Origin of the sequence: Planococcus sp. SE5232, from assembly GCF_050686535.1 — a bacterium.
In the GTDB taxonomy this organism is placed as follows: Bacteria; Bacillota; Bacilli; order Bacillales_A; family Planococcaceae; genus Planococcus.
Map to the genome: position 1 here is coordinate 1195399 of NZ_JBOGCP010000001.1, position 17453 is coordinate 1212851.

The 17453-nt window shown below is 42.4% G+C and carries 19 protein-coding genes; 12 read left to right on the forward strand and 7 right to left on the reverse strand.

The genetic code is table 11. The features are described from left to right. The first annotated feature begins 110 nt into the window (after positions 1-110). Positions 111-704, forward strand: a complete 594-nt coding sequence (locus tag ACRC6Q_RS05550) for a general stress protein (RefSeq protein ID WP_223634108.1) — start codon at positions 111-113, stop codon at positions 702-704. 149 nt (positions 705-853) lie between these two features. After that, positions 854-1726, forward strand: a complete 873-nt coding sequence (locus tag ACRC6Q_RS05555) for a general stress protein (protein WP_223634105.1) — start codon at positions 854-856, stop codon at positions 1724-1726. Positions 1727-1762: 36 nt separating this feature from the next. Here the strand turns inward: ACRC6Q_RS05555 and brnQ are convergent, their stop codons facing one another. The 3 genes from brnQ to ACRC6Q_RS05570 form a co-directional block, all read right to left on the reverse strand. Continuing rightward, the gene (gene brnQ, locus ACRC6Q_RS05560; protein WP_223634102.1) at positions 1763-3088 is read right to left on the reverse strand and encodes a branched-chain amino acid transport system II carrier protein; all 1326 of its coding nucleotides are present in this window, start codon (positions 3086-3088) and stop codon (positions 1763-1765) included. 118 nt (positions 3089-3206) lie between these two features. Beyond that, entirely contained in the window at positions 3207-3392 is a 186-nt protein-coding gene (locus tag ACRC6Q_RS05565) for a CsbD family protein (RefSeq protein WP_223634099.1), read from the reverse strand. Between the two features lie 72 nt (positions 3393-3464). Next, complete coding sequence (locus ACRC6Q_RS05570; RefSeq protein ID WP_223634096.1) at positions 3465-3758, reverse strand: hypothetical protein; 294 nt, start codon at positions 3756-3758, stop codon at positions 3465-3467. Between the two features lie 101 nt (positions 3759-3859). On the opposite strand from ACRC6Q_RS05570, the gene ACRC6Q_RS05575 reads away from it, so the two are divergent. Further along, on the forward strand, positions 3860-4822 hold the full coding sequence (locus tag ACRC6Q_RS05575; RefSeq protein ID WP_431466025.1) for an NAD-dependent epimerase/dehydratase family protein: 963 nt from the start codon (positions 3860-3862) through the stop codon (positions 4820-4822). 206 nt (positions 4823-5028) lie between these two features. Beyond that, positions 5029-6105 (forward strand): glycosyltransferase family 4 protein, encoded by a 1077-nt coding sequence (locus ACRC6Q_RS05580; RefSeq protein ID WP_223634087.1) that lies wholly within the window; start codon positions 5029-5031, stop codon positions 6103-6105. A gap of 117 nt (positions 6106-6222) precedes the next feature. Here the strand turns inward: ACRC6Q_RS05580 and ACRC6Q_RS05585 are convergent, their stop codons facing one another. Together ACRC6Q_RS05585 and ACRC6Q_RS05590 are read right to left on the reverse strand one after the other, a co-directional pair. After that, a complete protein-coding gene (locus ACRC6Q_RS05585) occupies positions 6223-7272 on the reverse strand; it encodes an LCP family protein (protein ID WP_223634070.1) in 1050 nt (349 codons plus the stop codon). A gap of 164 nt (positions 7273-7436) precedes the next feature. Further along, entirely contained in the window at positions 7437-8072 is a 636-nt protein-coding gene (locus ACRC6Q_RS05590) for a YigZ family protein (protein ID WP_223634067.1), read from the reverse strand. A gap of 155 nt (positions 8073-8227) precedes the next feature. On the opposite strand from ACRC6Q_RS05590, the gene ACRC6Q_RS05595 reads away from it, so the two are divergent. Together ACRC6Q_RS05595 and ACRC6Q_RS05600 are read left to right on the forward strand one after the other, a co-directional pair. Beyond that, positions 8228-9373, forward strand: coding sequence for a sensor histidine kinase (locus ACRC6Q_RS05595; RefSeq protein ID WP_223634064.1), 1146 nt, complete (start codon positions 8228-8230; stop codon positions 9371-9373). Positions 9374-9400: 27 nt separating this feature from the next. Next, positions 9401-10075 carry a response regulator transcription factor gene (locus ACRC6Q_RS05600; protein WP_223634061.1) on the forward strand — a complete coding sequence of 225 codons (675 nt, stop codon included), beginning with the start codon at positions 9401-9403 and terminating at the stop codon, positions 10073-10075. 652 nt (positions 10076-10727) lie between these two features. On the opposite strand, the gene ACRC6Q_RS05605 is transcribed toward ACRC6Q_RS05600, so the two are convergent. Next, the gene (locus tag ACRC6Q_RS05605; protein ID WP_223634058.1) at positions 10728-11336 is read right to left on the reverse strand and encodes a 3'-5' exonuclease; all 609 of its coding nucleotides are present in this window, start codon (positions 11334-11336) and stop codon (positions 10728-10730) included. Positions 11337-11467: 131 nt separating this feature from the next. Here ACRC6Q_RS05605 and ACRC6Q_RS05610 point away from each other — a divergent pair, with 131 nt between their 5' ends. The 5 genes from ACRC6Q_RS05610 (at position 11468) to ACRC6Q_RS05630 (ending at position 15395) form a co-directional block, all read left to right on the forward strand. Next, positions 11468-12037 carry a DUF4440 domain-containing protein gene (locus tag ACRC6Q_RS05610; protein WP_431466026.1) on the forward strand — a complete coding sequence of 190 codons (570 nt, stop codon included), beginning with the start codon at positions 11468-11470 and terminating at the stop codon, positions 12035-12037. A 102-nt stretch (positions 12038-12139) separates the two neighbouring features. Further along, on the forward strand, positions 12140-12973 hold the full coding sequence (locus ACRC6Q_RS05615; RefSeq protein ID WP_431466027.1) for a DegV family protein: 834 nt from the start codon (positions 12140-12142) through the stop codon (positions 12971-12973). Between the two features lie 39 nt (positions 12974-13012). After that, positions 13013-14341, forward strand: a complete 1329-nt coding sequence (locus ACRC6Q_RS05620; RefSeq protein ID WP_431466028.1) for a DEAD/DEAH box helicase — start codon at positions 13013-13015, stop codon at positions 14339-14341. After that, on the forward strand, positions 14338-14994 hold the full coding sequence (locus ACRC6Q_RS05625) for a ComF family protein (RefSeq protein ID WP_431466029.1): 657 nt from the start codon (positions 14338-14340) through the stop codon (positions 14992-14994). Before ACRC6Q_RS05620 ends, ACRC6Q_RS05625 begins: the two co-directional genes overlap by 4 nt. 41 nt (positions 14995-15035) lie before the next feature. After that, on the forward strand, positions 15036-15395 hold the full coding sequence (locus ACRC6Q_RS05630; protein ID WP_431466030.1) for a PilZ domain-containing protein: 360 nt from the start codon (positions 15036-15038) through the stop codon (positions 15393-15395). Between the two features lie 464 nt (positions 15396-15859). Here ACRC6Q_RS05630 and ACRC6Q_RS05635 read toward each other — a convergent pair whose 3' ends face one another. Further along, entirely contained in the window at positions 15860-16567 is a 708-nt protein-coding gene (locus ACRC6Q_RS05635; protein ID WP_431466031.1) for an SDR family NAD(P)-dependent oxidoreductase, read from the reverse strand. Between the two features lie 126 nt (positions 16568-16693). Here ACRC6Q_RS05635 and hpf point away from each other — a divergent pair, with 126 nt between their 5' ends. Further along, the gene (gene hpf / locus ACRC6Q_RS05640) at positions 16694-17263 is read left to right on the forward strand and encodes a ribosome hibernation-promoting factor, HPF/YfiA family (protein ID WP_298826876.1); all 570 of its coding nucleotides are present in this window, start codon (positions 16694-16696) and stop codon (positions 17261-17263) included. Positions 17264-17453: the final 190 nt, after the last annotated feature.

Consider the following 17453-nt stretch of genomic DNA (forward strand, 5'->3'; position numbering starts at 1 on the left):
AAGTGCTGGATAAGAGATTTTCCCATTCAATTGACAGAGAAGGTTATGGTTAGTCCTGTGATGGGTAAAGATACAATAAGATATTTTATCAAATCTATGGAGGTTTTTGTATGAGTTCGCACAAAAAAGTCTTGGCGGTAGTATTTTCAGACACTGATTTATTGAAGAAGATTGAGGATCTAAAGAGTTCAGGTTATAAGGAACAGGATCTTCATATAATGGCAAAAGATACTGACCACTTTAAGGATTACGAAGTCGATAAAAAAGAAGTTGATACATTTGCTGATAAATTCAAAGGATTCATTTCTGGAGAAAGTGGTATACGGGAAGGGGTTAAATCCTTGAACCTTTCGGAGACAGAAACAGAACGTTATACAGCTGATCTTGCAAAAGGTGGCATTCTGCTTTACAAAGACGAAGAGAATGAAACAATCCTTGATGAAATTTCCAGCAATGAAGTAAGGGCAGAGCAAGAAGAACCGAATGATCGAGAAAGAAGGCAGTTCATCAATTCAGTTGATAATAACTTTGATGAGCAGGAAGACCGTTTTGCCCGTGGTGAAACATTTATGCAGGAGCCTACTATAGTGCAGGATGAAAAGCATAATTCGTTTACCACACAGAAAAAGCCTGATGTTGAAAAAGTACGTGGCGGTTCGAGTGAAGCTGAAAAGCATACCCAAAGCGACAAAAAGTATAAGTAAAACTTTGCTGAACGTTCAGCAAAGTTTTTTTGACTTGAGGATAATATAGGCAGTTGGAGAGTGGGGACTTGTCTTTGCTCACTGTAGGTTTTAGCGATCCATAGGAGAGGGTAAACAAAAGTAACACAGTACACAGGAGGTTTTGTAAAATGAGATCAGGAAATCGTGAATTTGAAATTGTCTACAGTAAATCAGAAATGGAAACAGCCATCCAGTCTTTAAAAGCAAAAGGTTATCGTGAAGAGGATATCCATGTAATGGCTAATGATAAGAGAATGGTGGAAACTGCTGGAAATTCAGGTGTTCATGCAGATCAGGCCAATTCCTTTTCGAATCGCTTTAAATCATTTCTGGGAGGGAAAGATGTCGTCAGAAAAGAGCTGGATCGATTTAATTTGAATAAAGACAGAACAGATGACTATGAACGCGAAATTGAAAAAGGGGCTGTACTTCTATATACAGACGGAGATGCAGCATCACCCGAAGATGAACATTTTTCTTCTTTAGATGATTCAAATGCTCCAATGGATATGGAAGGTAGCACAGGACAAACAGCGGGTAACAAAGTTATTCATCGCAACGACGTTAACCACGGAAACTCTGATGAGATATATGCGCGCGAAGTTTCCAGAGAAGATCAGCATGCACGTGCAGGTAAGAATGACCGCTTGCAAGATTCGCGCCTGAAAGGTGATGAAATTCATCCGACAGATGGGTTGAAGAAAGATGAAGGCAGTGTACGCGAGAAGGAATTGGACCATGAACCAGGCCTTCAAACAAAAGAAGGCGAAGATAATCTATTGCGTGAAGATGGAGTAAACCGCCGCCAGGATGAACCTTCGCCCGGAGTAGACCCGAATTTGGGTCCTGCACCGTTTGGACGCGATTCAGAAGAAGAGCATCTATTGAATGATGAGCGGAAGGATAAGAGTGATAAGGGTAGAAACCCTCGCGATCATTATGACGAAAGAGATAGACAGAACAAAGAGGATACGCCACCGCCAACGCAGAGATTATTTTAAATGCAAAGGAGCCATTCCCGATAGGGGAAGGCTCCTTTAGTTGTTCTTATGGGTCCATCGCGCAACTGCTATTCCGATTGCCGTTCCGACAACAGCCGGAAGGACCCAGCCAATTCCCTGTTCAAAAAACAGCAGGTGGCTTAAAATCGAATCGATCTGTTCAAAGGCTATGCCGGCTGAACGGAGGGCGTCGAAAATACTGACGATTGCAGTTACTGAGAGGGCAATTATATAGACGAACGGTTTTCGGTAGAAAACTCGATCAAAAAATGACAGTATGACTAGAACAATTGCCACAGGATAGATTGCCAACAATACAGGGAGTGATATGGCGATTAACTGGGTTAAGCCTACATTTGCAATTATTGCGGAAAAGAATGCAAAAAACAGGACATAAGTGATATAAGAAAATTTGGGAAAAATCTTATAAAAGAATTGTGCAGTGGCCGATACCAATCCAATAGAAGTAGTCAAACAAGCAAAGCTTATTGCAGCAGATAGGATAATGCCTCCAATTTCTCCATATAGAATACGTGAAGCCATCGCAATGATGATGCCTCCGTTATCCTGCAGGCCGATAGCTTCTACACTTGTAGCTCCAATGTGGCTTAACGATAAATATACTGCAGATAAACCGATGGCAGCAATAAACCCGGCATAAGCGGTCGCTTTTAGAATGGTTCTTGTATCCGAAACACCTTTGCTTCGGACGGACTGAATAATGACAATCCCGAAGACCAAAGCGGCGATAGCATCCATCGTAAGGTAACCCTGCAGAAAGCTTTCAAAGAATGCTTCTGTATCATAATTTCCAACAGGTGAATTGATAGAACCCATCGGCGTCAAAAAACTTTTTATAGCCAGTGATCCAATGACCAGTATTAGCAAAGGCGTCAAAACTTTACCGATCCTATCGACTAATTTCGTGGGATTCATCGCAAACAAAACTGTGATGGTAAAGAAGATTAAAGTAAAGATAGATAAAGACCAGAAAGATTCAGCGAAGTCAGTTGGCAGAAAAGGTGCTGTTCCGATTTCAAAAGCAACTGTAGCGGTACGCGGAATCCCAAAGAAAGGACCAATCGCTAAGTAAACAATCATTGTAAACACAATGCCGAATACAGGGTGAACACGCCCGGCTATGGACTGAAGGTCACCGCCTGCTTTTGCGATTGCCAGAATGCCCAATAACGGAAGGCCGACTCCTGTCAGCAAAAATCCGGTTATGGCGATTGCTAATTGGTCGCCGGCAAGCTGCCCTAAATAGGGGGGGAAGATGATATTTCCAGCACCAAGAAACAAAGCAAAAAGCATCAGTCCCAAGGTGAGGATATCCATTTTTGTAAGCGCCTTCTTTTGCATGACAAGCTCCTTCATAAATAACATTTGCGCACGAATGTTTATTATAACCGAATTCTTTAATTTTTGAAAACATTATAAATGCAAGAAAAAAAGCCCGGTTCGGAAACCGGACTTTTGATTAGTTATTATTTTTGTTTTTGAAGTCGCCGATCTTATCTTGGATATTCCCTTTGGCTTTATCCATTTTGCCTTCATTCTGCTTTTTAGGATCATCAGAGGCATTACCGATTTGATCTTTGAGCTCGCCCTTGCCTTTGTTCACAGCACCTTTTAACTTATCTGAGAAGCCTTTATTGTCGCTCATGAATTATTCCTCCTCCAAAATTTAGCTTACTACTATAATAACCTTCATAGGCAGATGCTAAACATCAAGAAGTCAATTCCTCGTGGCAGGGAGGTTTAATAAGGTTTTTTTAGCGGTATCTTTAATAGTAATACATAAATCTTCTTCGCTTAATCTTTTTAATGTCTGATGAGGCGTATGACGGTTTTGGGCAACGGCCAATCGTACTTCAGTATGCTGATCCATCGACAAATCAACAAGCAATCCTTCGCAGTTGATGATTTTCGCGAGTTCTGCACGGGATCCGTAATCCATCTTCAAAACAGCAGCTTCATCCCAAGGCGTCCAGTCCGTCTTCAATGAATAGCGTCGAAGAGAGTTATCCATTTAAGTAACACTCCTAAAAAGTTAAAATTCAATCTATTTTATTTAATATATCATATATAAGTTATTTAAGTAATCAAAACTACTTATAAAGGAGCAGGTAAATGAAAGTTTTAGTACTTGGAGGCACATCTTTCGTAGGAAGACATATGGTAGAGGAACTAGTGGCTAAAGGACATGAGGTGGTTTTGTTCAATCGGGGGAAAAGTAATACTGGACTCTTTCCGAAGCTAAAGAGAATTAGAGGGGACAGAAGAAAAGACGCTGCAAAACTAAGAGATGGCAAATGGGACGCTGTATTGGATACATCTGCTTACACACCAGCAGATTTGCAGCCAATCATGGAAAATATCAGAACTGATCATTACACATTCATTTCTACGATTTCTGTATATAATGACTTCACATCAGGGCCAGTTAAAGAAAGTTCTTCTGTATTTCGAGAAAATGTCAAAGGTGACCGGGTTACAAGTGATACCTATGGTCCTTTCAAGGTGATGTGTGAACAGCTGATTAAAAAAGAGACTGGAGACAAGGCATTGATCATCCGCCCAGGCATCGTGATTGGACCTTTTGACCCCACAGACCGGTTTACTTACTGGGCAATGAAATTAAATGATGAAAATACTGTTTTAATTCCAGGAAGTAAAGAAAGGAAGGTCCAATGGATCGATGCCAGAGATTTAGCCCGATTCACAGTCATGCAATTGGAGGCAAAGGTGACGGGGGTGTTCAATGTAGTGGCTGATCCAGTTTCTATGGAAGAGTTTGTTGAACAAATATCCGATAGAGAATGTAAAACTATTTGGGCAGATGATCAGTATTTAATAGAGGAAGGGGTGGAAGCTTTTGAACTGCCGTTTTGGATTCCCTATTCAGAAGAATTTCCAGATGGTTTTATTTTGGCGGATAATGAAAAAGCGAAAAGTGCAGGTTTGACCTTTCGTACGCTGAAACAATCTGCAAAAGAAACACTTGAATGGATTGAAAAACAAGGGGATTTTCGATTGACAGCAGGGATAAGCACAACAAGAGAGCAAGAATTATTGAAGAAACTTGGAGAGTAAGAAATCAGTGGTTTCACTATTTTGACTGTTCTTGGGGCGAATATAGTTTTAATAAATAAAAATTTGTGCTTGTTGAAACTTTATCCGAATGAAGTCGTCCAATTTATAAGAGCCTTAAGTACAGGCAAATTTTTCTTTATTTCTAATTTAGTCATGCTATAATACAAATGGATATGTATGTATCAATGTTTTTAAGGAGGAAAGATATGCTATACCTTACAATGGTTTTGGCATTTATCGCTTCGATTGTGCTGACTCCGATTGTCAAACGCATCGCCTTTCGGGTAGGCGCAGTTGACCGTCCGAATTATCGAAAAGTTCATGCGAGAATTATGCCGCGATTAGGCGGATTGGCCATTTTCGGTTCATTTTTAATTGCATATTTTATATTGAAACCCCAAGATCCGATTTCCAATGCTATAGAAGCTTCATTTATTTCTATTGAAACGGCTATTATTATAGGAGCCTTATTGATCATCATTACCGGTGTCTTGGATGATATATACGAAATCAGTGCGAAAGCTAAATTAATCGGACAATTGGTTGCCGCAGGAATTGTAGTGGTCGGCGGTGGACTTGAAATTTCCTTCATCAATCTGCCATTTGGCGGAGTACTGGATTTTGGTTACTTGAGTATTCCACTGACGATCCTTTGGATTGTTGGTATTACAAACGCAATTAATTTAATTGATGGCCTCGATGGATTGGCCGCTGGTGTTTCTACGGTTGCTTTATTGACTTTAGCGGCTATGGCATTCATTATGGGCGATATCTTTGTCATGTCAACAGCTGCTCTATTGGCAGCAAGCACTTCAGGGTTTTTGGTCTACAACTTTCATCCCGCAAAAATCTTTATGGGGGATACGGGTGCATTGTTTCTCGGATTTATGATTTCGGTGCTGGCATTAATGGGCTTCAAAAACGTAACGGTGGTTGCGTTAATTATTCCAATCATCATGTTGGGTGTTCCGATTTCGGATACATTTTTCGCCATTGTTCGTCGAGTACGTGAGAAAAAATCTATTTCGGAAGCCGATAAATCCCATTTGCATCACTGTTTATTGAATATAGGATTCTCTCATAGACAAACTGTCTTGATCATTTATGGAATTGCAGCCTTATTCGGGCTTGCAGCACTGTTATTTTCCCAAGCGACCTTATGGGGAGGGATTTTGCTCATCAGCGTGATGCTGGTAGCAATTGAACTTTTCGTGGAAGTCGTCGGATTGGCAGGAAAGAATTACCGTCCGCTTTTAAATTTGGTGAGGCTGATCGGCAAATGAAGAAACTGAACTTGAAGCTTAAATGCTTTGGGTTCAGTTTTTTTGTGAAGGAATAAGATGGTCTTATTTCGAAGTTTTACCCACGCACGTAACAAACCACAAAAAAAACACCACATTTTATTGTGGTGTTTTTTCATCTTCCGTTTGATATTCCGCTAATTCCTGTTCAATTCCGCTATTCGTTAAATTCGATGTGTCCGGCTTTAAACCTAAGTGGCTTTTCAGAACATCTTGTACTTCCATCAGCGATTCTTCTTCAAGCTGCCAATAGTAAATCCCAGTGGTCATATCATCGTAGCCATCCAGTGTAATGGTTTCTACATCTGGTTTTCCATTTTTCGCATATTCGAAAAATGCTTGCATGTCCTTGAAACTCATGCTCGTTTTCATATTGTCTCCCACCGCTTCAATGACATCCCCATATTTCGTAATTGATCCGGCTGACAAGGTCCGGTTCATAATGGATTCCAAAATCATCTGTTGGCGTTTGCCCCGCTCAATATCATTGTCGTAATGACGAGTTCTCGCAAGTGCGAGTGCTTCACTGCCATTTAAAAATTGAATGCCTTCTTTCAATTCGATGGCATTTTTTGAATCGTTTTCATCCTGCTCGGTCAAATCATAAGGGACTTCAACTTTGATGCCACCGAGAGCATCGATCGTATCAATAAAAGCATCGAAATTCATGCGCAGATAATAATCCACCGGTACTTCCAATAATTCTTCGACACTTTCAATGGTCGAGCTTGGCCCATTATAAGAGTAGGCGTGCGTAATTTTATCTTTGTATCCTGCATCAGGAATATAGGTGTAGGTGTCACGAGGAATACTGACCAATTTAATGGACTTGTCTTCGTTGTTCAAAGTGGCTAAAATCAGTGCATCCGAACGGATATTGTCATCGCTTTGATCTCGCACTTCGCTGTCATCCACCCCTATAAACAAAATAGAAATGTTATCAGTAAGCGGTTCGACTTTTTCGTCGCGTAAATCAGATAGGCCAAGTCCGTCATCAAAGGCCCCATCTGCTGCAAACTCAGCCTTCTTCACCAAATAAATACCATAGGCAGATACACAAATAAGTAATGAGACGGCTAAAGTGGCGATTATCTTGATAATTGTCCTTTTCTTATCTGCTTTGGTTTTCCGATAAACTTTTCGGTTCATGTTTAGTTTCTCCTCTATAAGGAATGGGCTAACCGAGTATCTATTTCGGACAATCCAATCTTTTATTTAAATTAGATATGTTAAAATTTGGAATTAAGTATATTTTCATTTTCCTGTGCTGTTGATATTATACAGTGATTTTGGAAATGCGTAAATAAAAAGAATTACAGTGCCTTAAACTCCAAAAATTCACTGGTGACTATACTGGTCTTTGCTTGGCCGTTTGTCAATTCATTTATCCAGTTGATAAATTCTTCTTCTTTTTCAACTGGAACATGAATATAGAGATCCACGCCTTCTGTGTATTCGAGATGATCCAGCGGATATGGAGATTGACGGATTTCGTTTTCCAGTTTTCCAAGCCAGGTATAGTCTATCGAAGTTTTCATCACATGATGGAGTTTTCTTTCGACTATACCGGCAGCAGCAAGCGACGCAGATACAGCTTTCCCATATGCCCGTATCAAGCCGCCGCTGCCCAGCTTGATTCCGCCATAATAGCGAGTGACGACAACGACTGTATCTTTCAAGCCTTGTTTCTTAAGGACCTCCAGCATAGGAAACCCGGCAGTTCCACTTGGTTCCCCGTCGTCATTGGCTTTTTGCACAGAGTCGTGTTCTCCGATAAGGTAGGCAGAACAATTATGTGTAGCTGACCGATGAAGGGATTTAATGGAATCGATAAATTCGATAGCTTGCTGTTCGGTTTCTGCTCGAGCGGCATGTCCGATGAACCTGGATTTTTGGATAAGTATTTCTGCACTGGCAGAATCGCCTACAGTTGTGTAATTTTCTCGCAATTTGACTCCCCCTGTTGTAAAATGAAATCAGATAATTTGTAACGTATATTTAATATGGTCTTGCGTATATAGTGATATACTTAATACAACCGACAAGGTATAAAGAAGCAAGGAATATACCTGGATACAGTCAGTATAGCTAAGGCGGTTTTGAAATGGCAAAGAAAATCGGTGGAAAATCACCTGATTCTATTTTTAATGCAATGCTGGAAGGAATGGAACAGGCAAAACAAGATATTTTCGTCATTAGCGAAGAAAGTCGCCAAAGCTATGAAGAAATGAAAGATGAGCTGGAAGATGTCCGAGTGAATATTTCACGTGTCATTGAAGCCGGAGATCTTTTGGAAGAGAAGACGCGCGCTGCTAGGAGGCGTTTAGCTGAAGTATCTCAGTTTTTCAATTCTTTTACTGAAAGTCAGGTTCGCCAAGTATATGAGCAGGCAAATGACCTTCAAGTACAATTATCCCTAAATCGTAACGAGGAAAAAAAGTATCGGCAAAAGCGGGACAAACTGCAGCGCAGGCTTCAAATTTTACTTCAGACGATAGAACGGGCTGAAAGCCTAGTCAATCAGATCAATGTCGCCAGCAGTTACTTGAATTCAGATTTAGAGAATGTGGATGAGGCTATCGGCAAGAATAAGTCAAGTCAGGATTATAGCCTGCGCATCATTGAAGCACAAGAGGAAGAAAGAAAACGCCTCTCGAGGGAAATCCATGATGGACCGGCTCAAATGATGGCGAACGTCTTGCTCCGTTCAGATTTGATTGAAAGGACTTACCGTGAAAAAGGCCCTGAGTTGGCTTTCCAGGAAATCACTTCATTAAAGGATATGGTTAGGCAGGCATTGACTGAAGTGAGAAGAATCATTTACGATTTACGGCCAATGGCGCTTGATGATCTTGGTTTGGTGCCGACTTTAAAGAAATACATCGACACCATTCAAGAGTACAACAAGGGAATCAAATTGGAATTCCAGTCAAATGGAAAAGAAGGTCGGTTACCCAATAAATACGAAACTGCTATTTTCCGCCTTATCCAAGAAGGAATTTCAAACGCAATCCGCCATGGAAAGTCGACTAAAATTACAGTTGAGATGGAATGGTTGAAAGACCAGGTGAAAATCATGGTAACTGATAACGGAACTGGTTTTGATCAAGGGATCGTGAAAAACCAGTCATTCGGATTAGCCGGGATGAGAGAAAGAATTGAATTGGTCGAAGGTGACTTTTTCATTAATTCCTCACCTGGGAACGGTACAATCTTAATGTTTCATATACCTTTTAAAAAGGGTATGTAAGATAGGGTATTCGAGGAGGACGACATAATGACAAAAATAATTATTATTGATGATCACCAATTATTTCGTGAAGGTGTAAAAAGAATTCTGGATTTTGAAAGTTCGTTTGAAGTCGTTGCTGAAGGTGGAGATGGCAGCGAAGTCGTTAAATTATATGAAGAAAATCAGCCGGATGTGGTATTGATGGATATCAATATGCCGCAAAAAAATGGTGTAGAAGCAACAGGTGAATTGATTGAGAAATTCCCTGATGCAAAAGTCATTATGCTGTCCATTCACGATGATGAATCTTATGTAACGCATGCATTGAAGACAGGTGCTTTAGGTTATATGCTTAAAGAAATGGATGCAGATGCGATTATTCAGGCTATTAAAGTAGTAGCAAAAGGCGGATCTTATTTACATCCGAAAGTAACCCGTAATTTGGTGATGGAATTCCGTCGCTTGAGCGAACGTGAAAACAAGGGCTCTTTCCACCAAACGGAAATTCGTCGTCCATACCATCTTTTGACAAAACGGGAAAGTGAAGTCCTTCAATTATTGACAGATGGCCAAAGCAATCGAGTCATTGGAGAAACTTTATTCATCTCGGAAAAAACAGTTAAAAACCATGTATCGAGCATCTTACAAAAAATGCAGGTAAATGACCGGACACAAGCAGTTGTGACCGCGATTAAAAATGGCTGGGTTGAAGTAAGATAATACGAATAGCGAAGACGGTGTATCTGCTGGTTGGCAGATGCACCGTCTTTTTTGTTTAGTAAGGAATTAATTGTTTTGCTTTTGGGCGCTTCCGCTTTTCTGATTGTCTAGCTCCAACGGCCAACTCCTCGGGTCATAAGCCGCTCTAATGTCAGTTGCAAGCACCTAGCTCTTCGGCTCATAAGTCACCCCTGCTGTGTGACAGAGAACGCCACTCTGCTAGTCTGCCTTATGTCTGTCAGAGCTGAACAGGCTCTTTTCACTTTTTGTGCTATGCGGCAAGTACGCCGCTTCGCCAGAGCGTCTTATGCCTGTCGGAGGTCCGCAGGATGCGGATCATGTAAGCGTTGCGACAGGAAGTCGCGCTTTTAGCTTACTTTCCTTTAAATGGCTGCTTCCGCTTTTCATTGTCCAGACTCCGGCAGCCAGCTCCTCGAGTCGCTTCAGCCTTACCCGCAATGGCAAAGAACGCCATTACCGGTAAGGCTTCCAGCGCTTGTCGGAGCTAAGCGGCTGCTTCCGCTTTTCTTTGTCCAGCTGCAGCGCCCAGAACCTCGGGGTCTTAAGTCAATTTGCCTGTGCGGCTGAAGGAACGCCGCTTCGGCAAATCGCCTTAAGCCTGTCGGTTCTAGATGGGCGCTTCCGCTTTTCTTTACAACCTGTCATAACAATATTGGTAGATGGCTGCTGTTGCCAGGCAATCGCCTAATGCGTCGTGGGCGTCGTGCTCGAGTTTTAAAAAGGCTGTTAATGTGGTCAGTTTGTGGTTGGGTGTTTGGGTAATGGCTTTTCTCGCCAGTTTGACTGTATCGATTACCGTGTATTCAGGAATTGGCGTGATTTCTTCCAATGCATATAAGAACCCCATATCAAAAGGTGCATTATGAGCGATGATCGGCAATTCGCCGATAAACGCAATCAATTCATGGGCAACTTCTTCGATGGTTGGTGCGTTTTCCACATCTTTATTGGTGATGCCAGTAATTCGGGTGATGGTGCTGGAAATGAAGCATTCCGGATTGACCATGAGATACATGGTTTCCTTACGTTCATGATCAATGAATTTGACGGCGCCGATTTGGATGATTTTATCGTTTCCTGCACGCAGGCCGGTGGTTTCAAAATCCAGGACTACGTAATTCTCGACTTTTTTCATGCTCGATTTATACTTCTTGGGGCGAGCAGGCTGTTTACGGCTCCATTGAGGGCGCGTTTCTTTCATTTTTTGTTCCAGTATCTGTCTCGCATCTCTTTTCTCCATGCGATCCCTCCTTTTTTATACCTATTAGTGTACCGTAAAACTGAAAAAAATTCCGTTTTGATAGATGACACAGTTTCTTCATTGTATTCACCAACTGCCTATGGCAAAATGAAGCGCAGGAGGAATGCATGATGAAAAAAATGATTATTGCGGCAGGGCTTATTTTGACACTGGCTGCCTGTTCAGATTCCGAAGAGCCTTCAGTCAATGAAAACACGGTCGAAGATGGCAATGCAGCTAATGAGAATAATGCAGTCGACCACGGCATTGATGAAGACAAGGAAGAAAAAGTCGGTTTTACAGTGGATGATGAAGGAAATGTTATAGAAGCGGAAGTGCCTGAAGAGCAGGCCAATGAATTATTGGCAGCTTACGATGAGTATATTGCAGCATTTAATGCGGAAGATATTGACCGTTATATGAACACCATCGCACAGGATCCGGATGGTTTTGATCGCGAGGAAGATAAAGCGGCATTAGCACAAGCTTTCGAAGCTTACGACAGTCAATATGAAACAAGTGATGAAACGATTGTAAAATACGAAGAAGACCGCGCGGAAGTTTTTGCGACACTCAATGTAAAGATGAAGGACGCGAACTCGGATGATGCGATTGAACAATCTGGCCGGCAGGTCGTTGTATTCGAAAAAGAGAATGATGGATGGAAAGTAACAAGCGTTCACTTTATCGGTAATCAATAAAAGGTTTCCCGCTATGTGCGGGAAATTTTTTTATTATGTCCTTTCCATTCATGTCTTTTCTATGTCTTTTTTTGGTAAACTAGCAGAGGAGGCTGATTAAACATGAAAACGGCAATTGTAACAGACAGTACATCTTATTTACCTGAAGAAACACGCAAAGCCTTGAATATTCATATGATTTCGCTGGAAGTGACATTCGGAAACCAGTCTTTTAAAGAAGCGGAAATGACCGAAAAAGAATTTTATCATAAAGCTAAAGAGGAATTCCCGAAAACTTCGCAGCCCCCACTTGGAGAATTCACCACACTTTATGACAAGCTTTCAGCCGATTACAAGGAAATCGTCTCCATCCATTTGTCCAGTGGCATCAGTGGGACTTACGCAGGTTCGAAGCAGGCGGCTGAAATGGTCGATGGCGTGAAAGTCTATTCTTTTGATACAGAGCTTACCTGTGCTTTGCAAGGGTTTTACGCGGTTAAAGCTGCGGAAATGGCTGAAGAGGGAGCGGATGCTCAAACGATTTTGGCTGAATTGGATGAAATGAAAACCTCTTTGCGCGCCTATTTTATGGTAGAAGACCTGAAGCATCTGCAGCGTGGAGGAAGATTGTCCAGTGCTCAGGCCTTGGTCGGAGGAATGCTACAAATCAAACCGATTTTGCATTTTCAGGAAAAAGTCATTATTCCTTTTGAAAAAATTCGGACACGAAAAAAAGCGATGAATCGAATTGTTGATTTATTGAAAGAAGACAGTAAAGATGGCCAGAAGCGGCAGGCGACAGTTATTCATGCAAACCGTCCTGAAGAAGCTAAGCAATGGCGAGCAGAACTGGAAGTTGCATGTCCGGAAGTGGATTTTGAAATTTCTTATTTTGGACCGGTTATTGGAACACATTTAGGAGAAGGAGCGATGGGTCTTGGTTGGGTGAAAAAATAAACCTGCTGGGGCTTTTTCTCTATCGAAAGGTGGTTGCAGATGAAGCAGTTAGAAGAATTTTTAACAGGCAGAATATGGCTGCGAAATTTCATTCCATTTCCAAAGGAGCTCGTGGACAAAGCCATATCCACCGGAGCCATCACTGTCAGTCAAGGTATCCTCGACGGAAGGCAATGTGCCAGATGCCTGGAAAAATCCACACAAAAAATCATTCCTTTTTTCTGTGCCAGGTGCAATGGAATCTGTTATTATTGCCGCCACTGCATAAAAATGGGGCGCATCAGTTCCTGTACGGAATTGATCACCTGGGCGCTCCCTTCAACCATCTCTCCTCAAAGCCATTCATTTCATTGGAACGGTAACCTTACCCCGTTGCAGAAAAAAGCTTCACTGGAAGTTCAAAATAGCCTCTTACAAAAAAACGATCACCTTGTATACGCGGTGTGTGGAGCTGGAAAAACCGAGCTGTTGTTTCCGCCCATCTTTGATGCATTGAAAAAAGGGCAGCGTGTTTGCATCGCTGCTCCCAGAACGGACGTAGTATTGGAGCTTTCTCCACGATTGCGCTCCGTTTTTCCGAACACGATCATCCATAGCCTATATGGGGATTCTCCAGAAGAAACCGGTTTTGCCCAATTGGTCATTGCCACTACTCACCAATTGTACCGATTCAAAGATGCCTTTGATGTCATGATTGTCGATGAGGCGGACGCTTTTCCCTTCTCTTATGATCCAGCGCTGAAGAAGGCGGTTATAAAGGCCAAGAAAAAGGAGGCGCCCATCATTTATGTGTCAGCGACTCCTTCAGCTCAATTAGTAAAGCAAGTGTCCAATACTTCAAAGATATTTCAGCGATTTCATGGCCACCCATTGCCTGTTCCTGAATTCCGATCCTTATGGGGCTACGAAAAAGATTTTGCCAAAGGCAGGATTCCGCCGAAATTAATGGCGTGGGTAGATGACAAAATAGCGAAAGAGCAGCCGTTCCTATTGTTCTTTCCGACGATTGAACTGATTGAACAGGCGATTGTCTTACTCCAGAAAAAACATCCAAGCATCGAAGCGGTCCACTCCAAAGACGAAGACAGAAAAGAGAAAGTCATGAAATTGCGTCAAAGGCAAATTCCCGGCGTAGTGACTTCGACGATTTTGGAGCGCGGAATCACGATTGCGAATGTGCAAGTTGCGGTAGTCGGCGCAGATCAACCTATTTTTGACGCTGCCGCATTGATTCAAATATCAGGGCGAACGGGAAGATCTAAAGATCATCCTGACGGAGAAATCGTATTTTTTCACAATGGCATTGTCCGGCAGATGGATAAAGCGAAAAAGTTGATCGTTTCTTATAATGAGGGGGCTGGAATTTGAATTGCTATTTATGTGATCGGATGATGTTACCCCAAGTAAGCTGGCGAAGCATTTTTTTCAATGAATTGGAAGAGGTGATTTGTCTGCGCTGTCGTGCCGGCTTCGAAAGAACCGCAGCAGGATGCCCAATCTGCAGTGCCCCAGGAGAAGGGAAATGCCTCAATTGCAGTCAGTGGGAAACTACAGAGTATGCTGGGGTAATTGATTCTGGAAAGAGCTTATACCGCTATAATCACGCGATGAAAGAATTTCTTCATCAATATAAATTTTTGAAAGACGTGGTGTTGTCGGAAGTTTTCGCTTCGGTTCTAAAAGAAGAATGCAGCAAACAGAATTCGGTGATTGTTCCGATTCCGATGAATGATGTCAAATTGAAAGAACGGACTTTCCCTCAAGTTGATCGGCTGCTTGATGCAGCTTCTATCCCATATACACATTGCCTCGGGAAAAATGAAGTCGGTCTTGGTGAAAAATCGAAGTCCGAAAGAATGGCGCTGCAAGACGTCTTTTGGTGGAATGGGCAAGCTGTACCTGAAAAAATCTTACTGTTCGATGATTTATATACCACAGGAAGTACGATGCGCCTGGCTGCTAAAGTCCTGAAAGAAAAGGGTGCGAAAGAAATTAAGATTCTTACCCTTATCCGTGCATAGCCAGGTGGTTTATACTGGAGGGACAAATAGGAGGGACAGCCATGTTCTATAAACGGTCAGAAAGTTTTCGTTACACTTTTGGCACGCCGCCAGAAATTTGTCTGCAATTGATGGATCCGCTCGGCAATCAAGCGGTGTCTCCGAAAAAATATTGTCTACTGCTTGATATTTCGCCTAAAGGAGCAAAACTGTTTTCCGAAAAAGAGTTAAAGCCGGGAGAAGAAAACGTCAATCTGCAGTTTGTCCTGAATCATGAAACGATCACCGCAGGTGCGACGATCGTCTGGAAACAGCAGTATGAGGAAGGCTGGATTTACGGTGCTGATTTTGAGCGCAATTCAATTAAGGAAATGTTGATTTTAAATGAAATCAGAGAATTGAAAGAAATCGAAATGAATTAAAAAACCGGCCAAGGCCGGTTTTTTGTGTTCTAAGAAGTAATGGATGTTAGTTTTTTAGTTTTGTTTGATGGGGTGTGGGGATTGTGGTTTTCAGTGTCCAGCTGCAGCGCCCAGAACCTCGGGGTCTTAAGTCAATTTGCCTGTGCGACACAAAACGCCGCTTCGGCAAATCGCCTTAAGCCTGTCGGAGGTCCGCAGGATGCGGATCATGTAAGCGTTGCGACAGGAAGTCGCGCTTTTAGCTTACTTTCCTTTAAATGGCTGCTTCCGCTTTTCATTGTCCAGACTCCGGCAGCCAGCTCCTCGAGTCGCTTCAGCCTTACCCGCAATGGCAAAGGACGCCATTACCGGTAAGGCTTCCAGCACTTGTCGGAGGCCCGCAGGATGCGGGTCAGCTAACCGTTGCGACAGGAAGTCGCGTTCTTAGGTTAGCTTCAGCTGTTGGCTGCCTACGCTTTTCTATTCTAATGTTCATAAATCATTTTCCGTGTCATGCCGCCGTCGATGTTCAGGCATTCTCCTGTGATGAATGAGTTTTGTGGGTTGCTGAGGAACAGGCAGGCCCGCGCTATGTCGGCAGGTTCACCGACGCGGCCGCTCCAATGCTGCTGATGATCGACATCACGTAGTTCTGTTGTGTCCCCAGTATGGATCCAGCCAGGAGCGATGGAGTTGACACGAATTCCTTTTTCGCTGAAAGTGGCAGCAAGTGAATGGGTTAACGCAAAAATACCGCCTTTTGATGCCGAATAAGTTTCAGTATTGGGCTCCGACATGAATGCGCGTGTCGAGGTCATGTTGATGATGGAGCGGATATCGTCTGTCATATAGCGTGCAGCTTCCCGGCTGCAGATGAACACGCTTTTCAGGTTGGTATCCAGGACATGGTCCCATTCCTGTTCATCCACATCCCAGATGGATTTGAAGGTGGAAATTCCCGCATTGTTGATCAAGGTATGGACAGCACCGTAATCTTCATTGATTTTCTTGAATACGGTTATAACCTCATTAAAATTGCCGACGTCGCATTTCCGATATTCTACCCCTTCCAGTGCGACGGGTTGGACATCCAATCCGATGACGCGTGCATTTTCTGCAGCAAAATGTGTTGCGATGCTCTTGCCGATGCCTTGGGATGCACCTGTAACAATAACTGTTTTATTAGTGAACATAAACTTCATCTCCTTGTCATAATGTTTACCTGTAATCAATACTGTTAAAACTTTTTTGGTTTTAAGAAGGAAAGACAAGGGAAGATGTAGAAGTGTACAGGTAGCACAATAGAAGGAGGAGTTAACATGTTGCAATTTAACATCAGAGGCGAAAATATTGAGGTAACTCCCGCAATACGTGACCACATTGAAAAGAAAGTCGAAAAGATTGAACGCTATTTCACAGACGGTGCTAATGCTACCGCAATGGTTAACTTAAAATCATATAATCACAGCCAAACAAAAGTGGAAGTTACAATACCAATGAAAAACCTGACCTTACGTGCTGAAGAACGGCATGATGATATGTACGCTGCAATAGATTTGATCGTTAGCAAGCTGGAGCGTCAAATTCGCAAGTATAAAACAAAAGTAAATCGTAAATTCCGTGAGCGTGACGGTATGGGACTTGCATTTGCAACTGCCGAGAACGATACTCGCAACCAAAACGAAGCTGAAGAAGAGGACGAGGATTTCACAATCGTCCGTACTAAGCAGTTTGACTTGAAACCGATGGATGAAGAAGAAGCGGTTTTGCAGATGAATATGCTTGGACACAATTTCTTCGTCTTCACTGACGCAGAATCCAATGAAACAAATATCGTCTATAAACGTAAAGATGGAAGCTACGGCTTGATCGAAACTTCTGCACAATAAAAATTGAATAGCCTTAAACTATACTGTGTTGAACAGTAAAGCCTCTCCAAGCGAGAGGCTTTTTTGTTTGCTGTAAATTATTGAAATCCTGATTGCTCAGTGTTCAAAGCGGGCAATCCTGTTTCTTCCATCACGGCAAAAGAATAGCTGACGTCATTATTTGCACGCTTTTGGGCGCAGTGTTAAAATG

Coding starts and splice junctions, on each gene's coding strand:
- ACRC6Q_RS05610 (WP_431466026.1), top strand. CDS start 11,468: ATGAAAAAAATGATTATTGCGGCAGGGCTTATTTTGACACTGGCTGCC.
- ACRC6Q_RS05615 (WP_431466027.1), top strand. CDS start 12,140: ATGAAAACGGCAATTGTAACAGACAGTACATCTTATTTACCTGAAGAA.
- ACRC6Q_RS05580 (WP_223634087.1), top strand. CDS start 5,029: ATGCTATACCTTACAATGGTTTTGGCATTTATCGCTTCGATTGTGCTG.
- ACRC6Q_RS05635 (WP_431466031.1), bottom strand. CDS start 16,567: ATGTTCACTAATAAAACAGTTATTGTTACAGGTGCATCCCAAGGCATC.
- hpf (WP_298826876.1), top strand. CDS start 16,694: ATGTTGCAATTTAACATCAGAGGCGAAAATATTGAGGTAACTCCCGCA.
- ACRC6Q_RS05605 (WP_223634058.1), bottom strand. CDS start 11,336: ATGGAGAAAAGAGATGCGAGACAGATACTGGAACAAAAAATGAAAGAA.
- ACRC6Q_RS05595 (WP_223634064.1), top strand. CDS start 8,228: ATGGCAAAGAAAATCGGTGGAAAATCACCTGATTCTATTTTTAATGCA.
- ACRC6Q_RS05565 (WP_223634099.1), bottom strand. CDS start 3,392: ATGAGCGACAATAAAGGCTTCTCAGATAAGTTAAAAGGTGCTGTGAAC.
- ACRC6Q_RS05550 (WP_223634108.1), top strand. CDS start 111: ATGAGTTCGCACAAAAAAGTCTTGGCGGTAGTATTTTCAGACACTGAT.
- ACRC6Q_RS05630 (WP_431466030.1), top strand. CDS start 15,036: ATGTTCTATAAACGGTCAGAAAGTTTTCGTTACACTTTTGGCACGCCG.
- ACRC6Q_RS05600 (WP_223634061.1), top strand. CDS start 9,401: ATGACAAAAATAATTATTATTGATGATCACCAATTATTTCGTGAAGGT.
- brnQ (WP_223634102.1), bottom strand. CDS start 3,088: ATGCAAAAGAAGGCGCTTACAAAAATGGATATCCTCACCTTGGGACTG.
- ACRC6Q_RS05575 (WP_431466025.1), top strand. CDS start 3,860: ATGAAAGTTTTAGTACTTGGAGGCACATCTTTCGTAGGAAGACATATG.
- ACRC6Q_RS05570 (WP_223634096.1), bottom strand. CDS start 3,758: ATGGATAACTCTCTTCGACGCTATTCATTGAAGACGGACTGGACGCCT.
- ACRC6Q_RS05585 (WP_223634070.1), bottom strand. CDS start 7,272: ATGAACCGAAAAGTTTATCGGAAAACCAAAGCAGATAAGAAAAGGACA.
- ACRC6Q_RS05620 (WP_431466028.1), top strand. CDS start 13,013: ATGAAGCAGTTAGAAGAATTTTTAACAGGCAGAATATGGCTGCGAAAT.
- ACRC6Q_RS05555 (WP_223634105.1), top strand. CDS start 854: ATGAGATCAGGAAATCGTGAATTTGAAATTGTCTACAGTAAATCAGAA.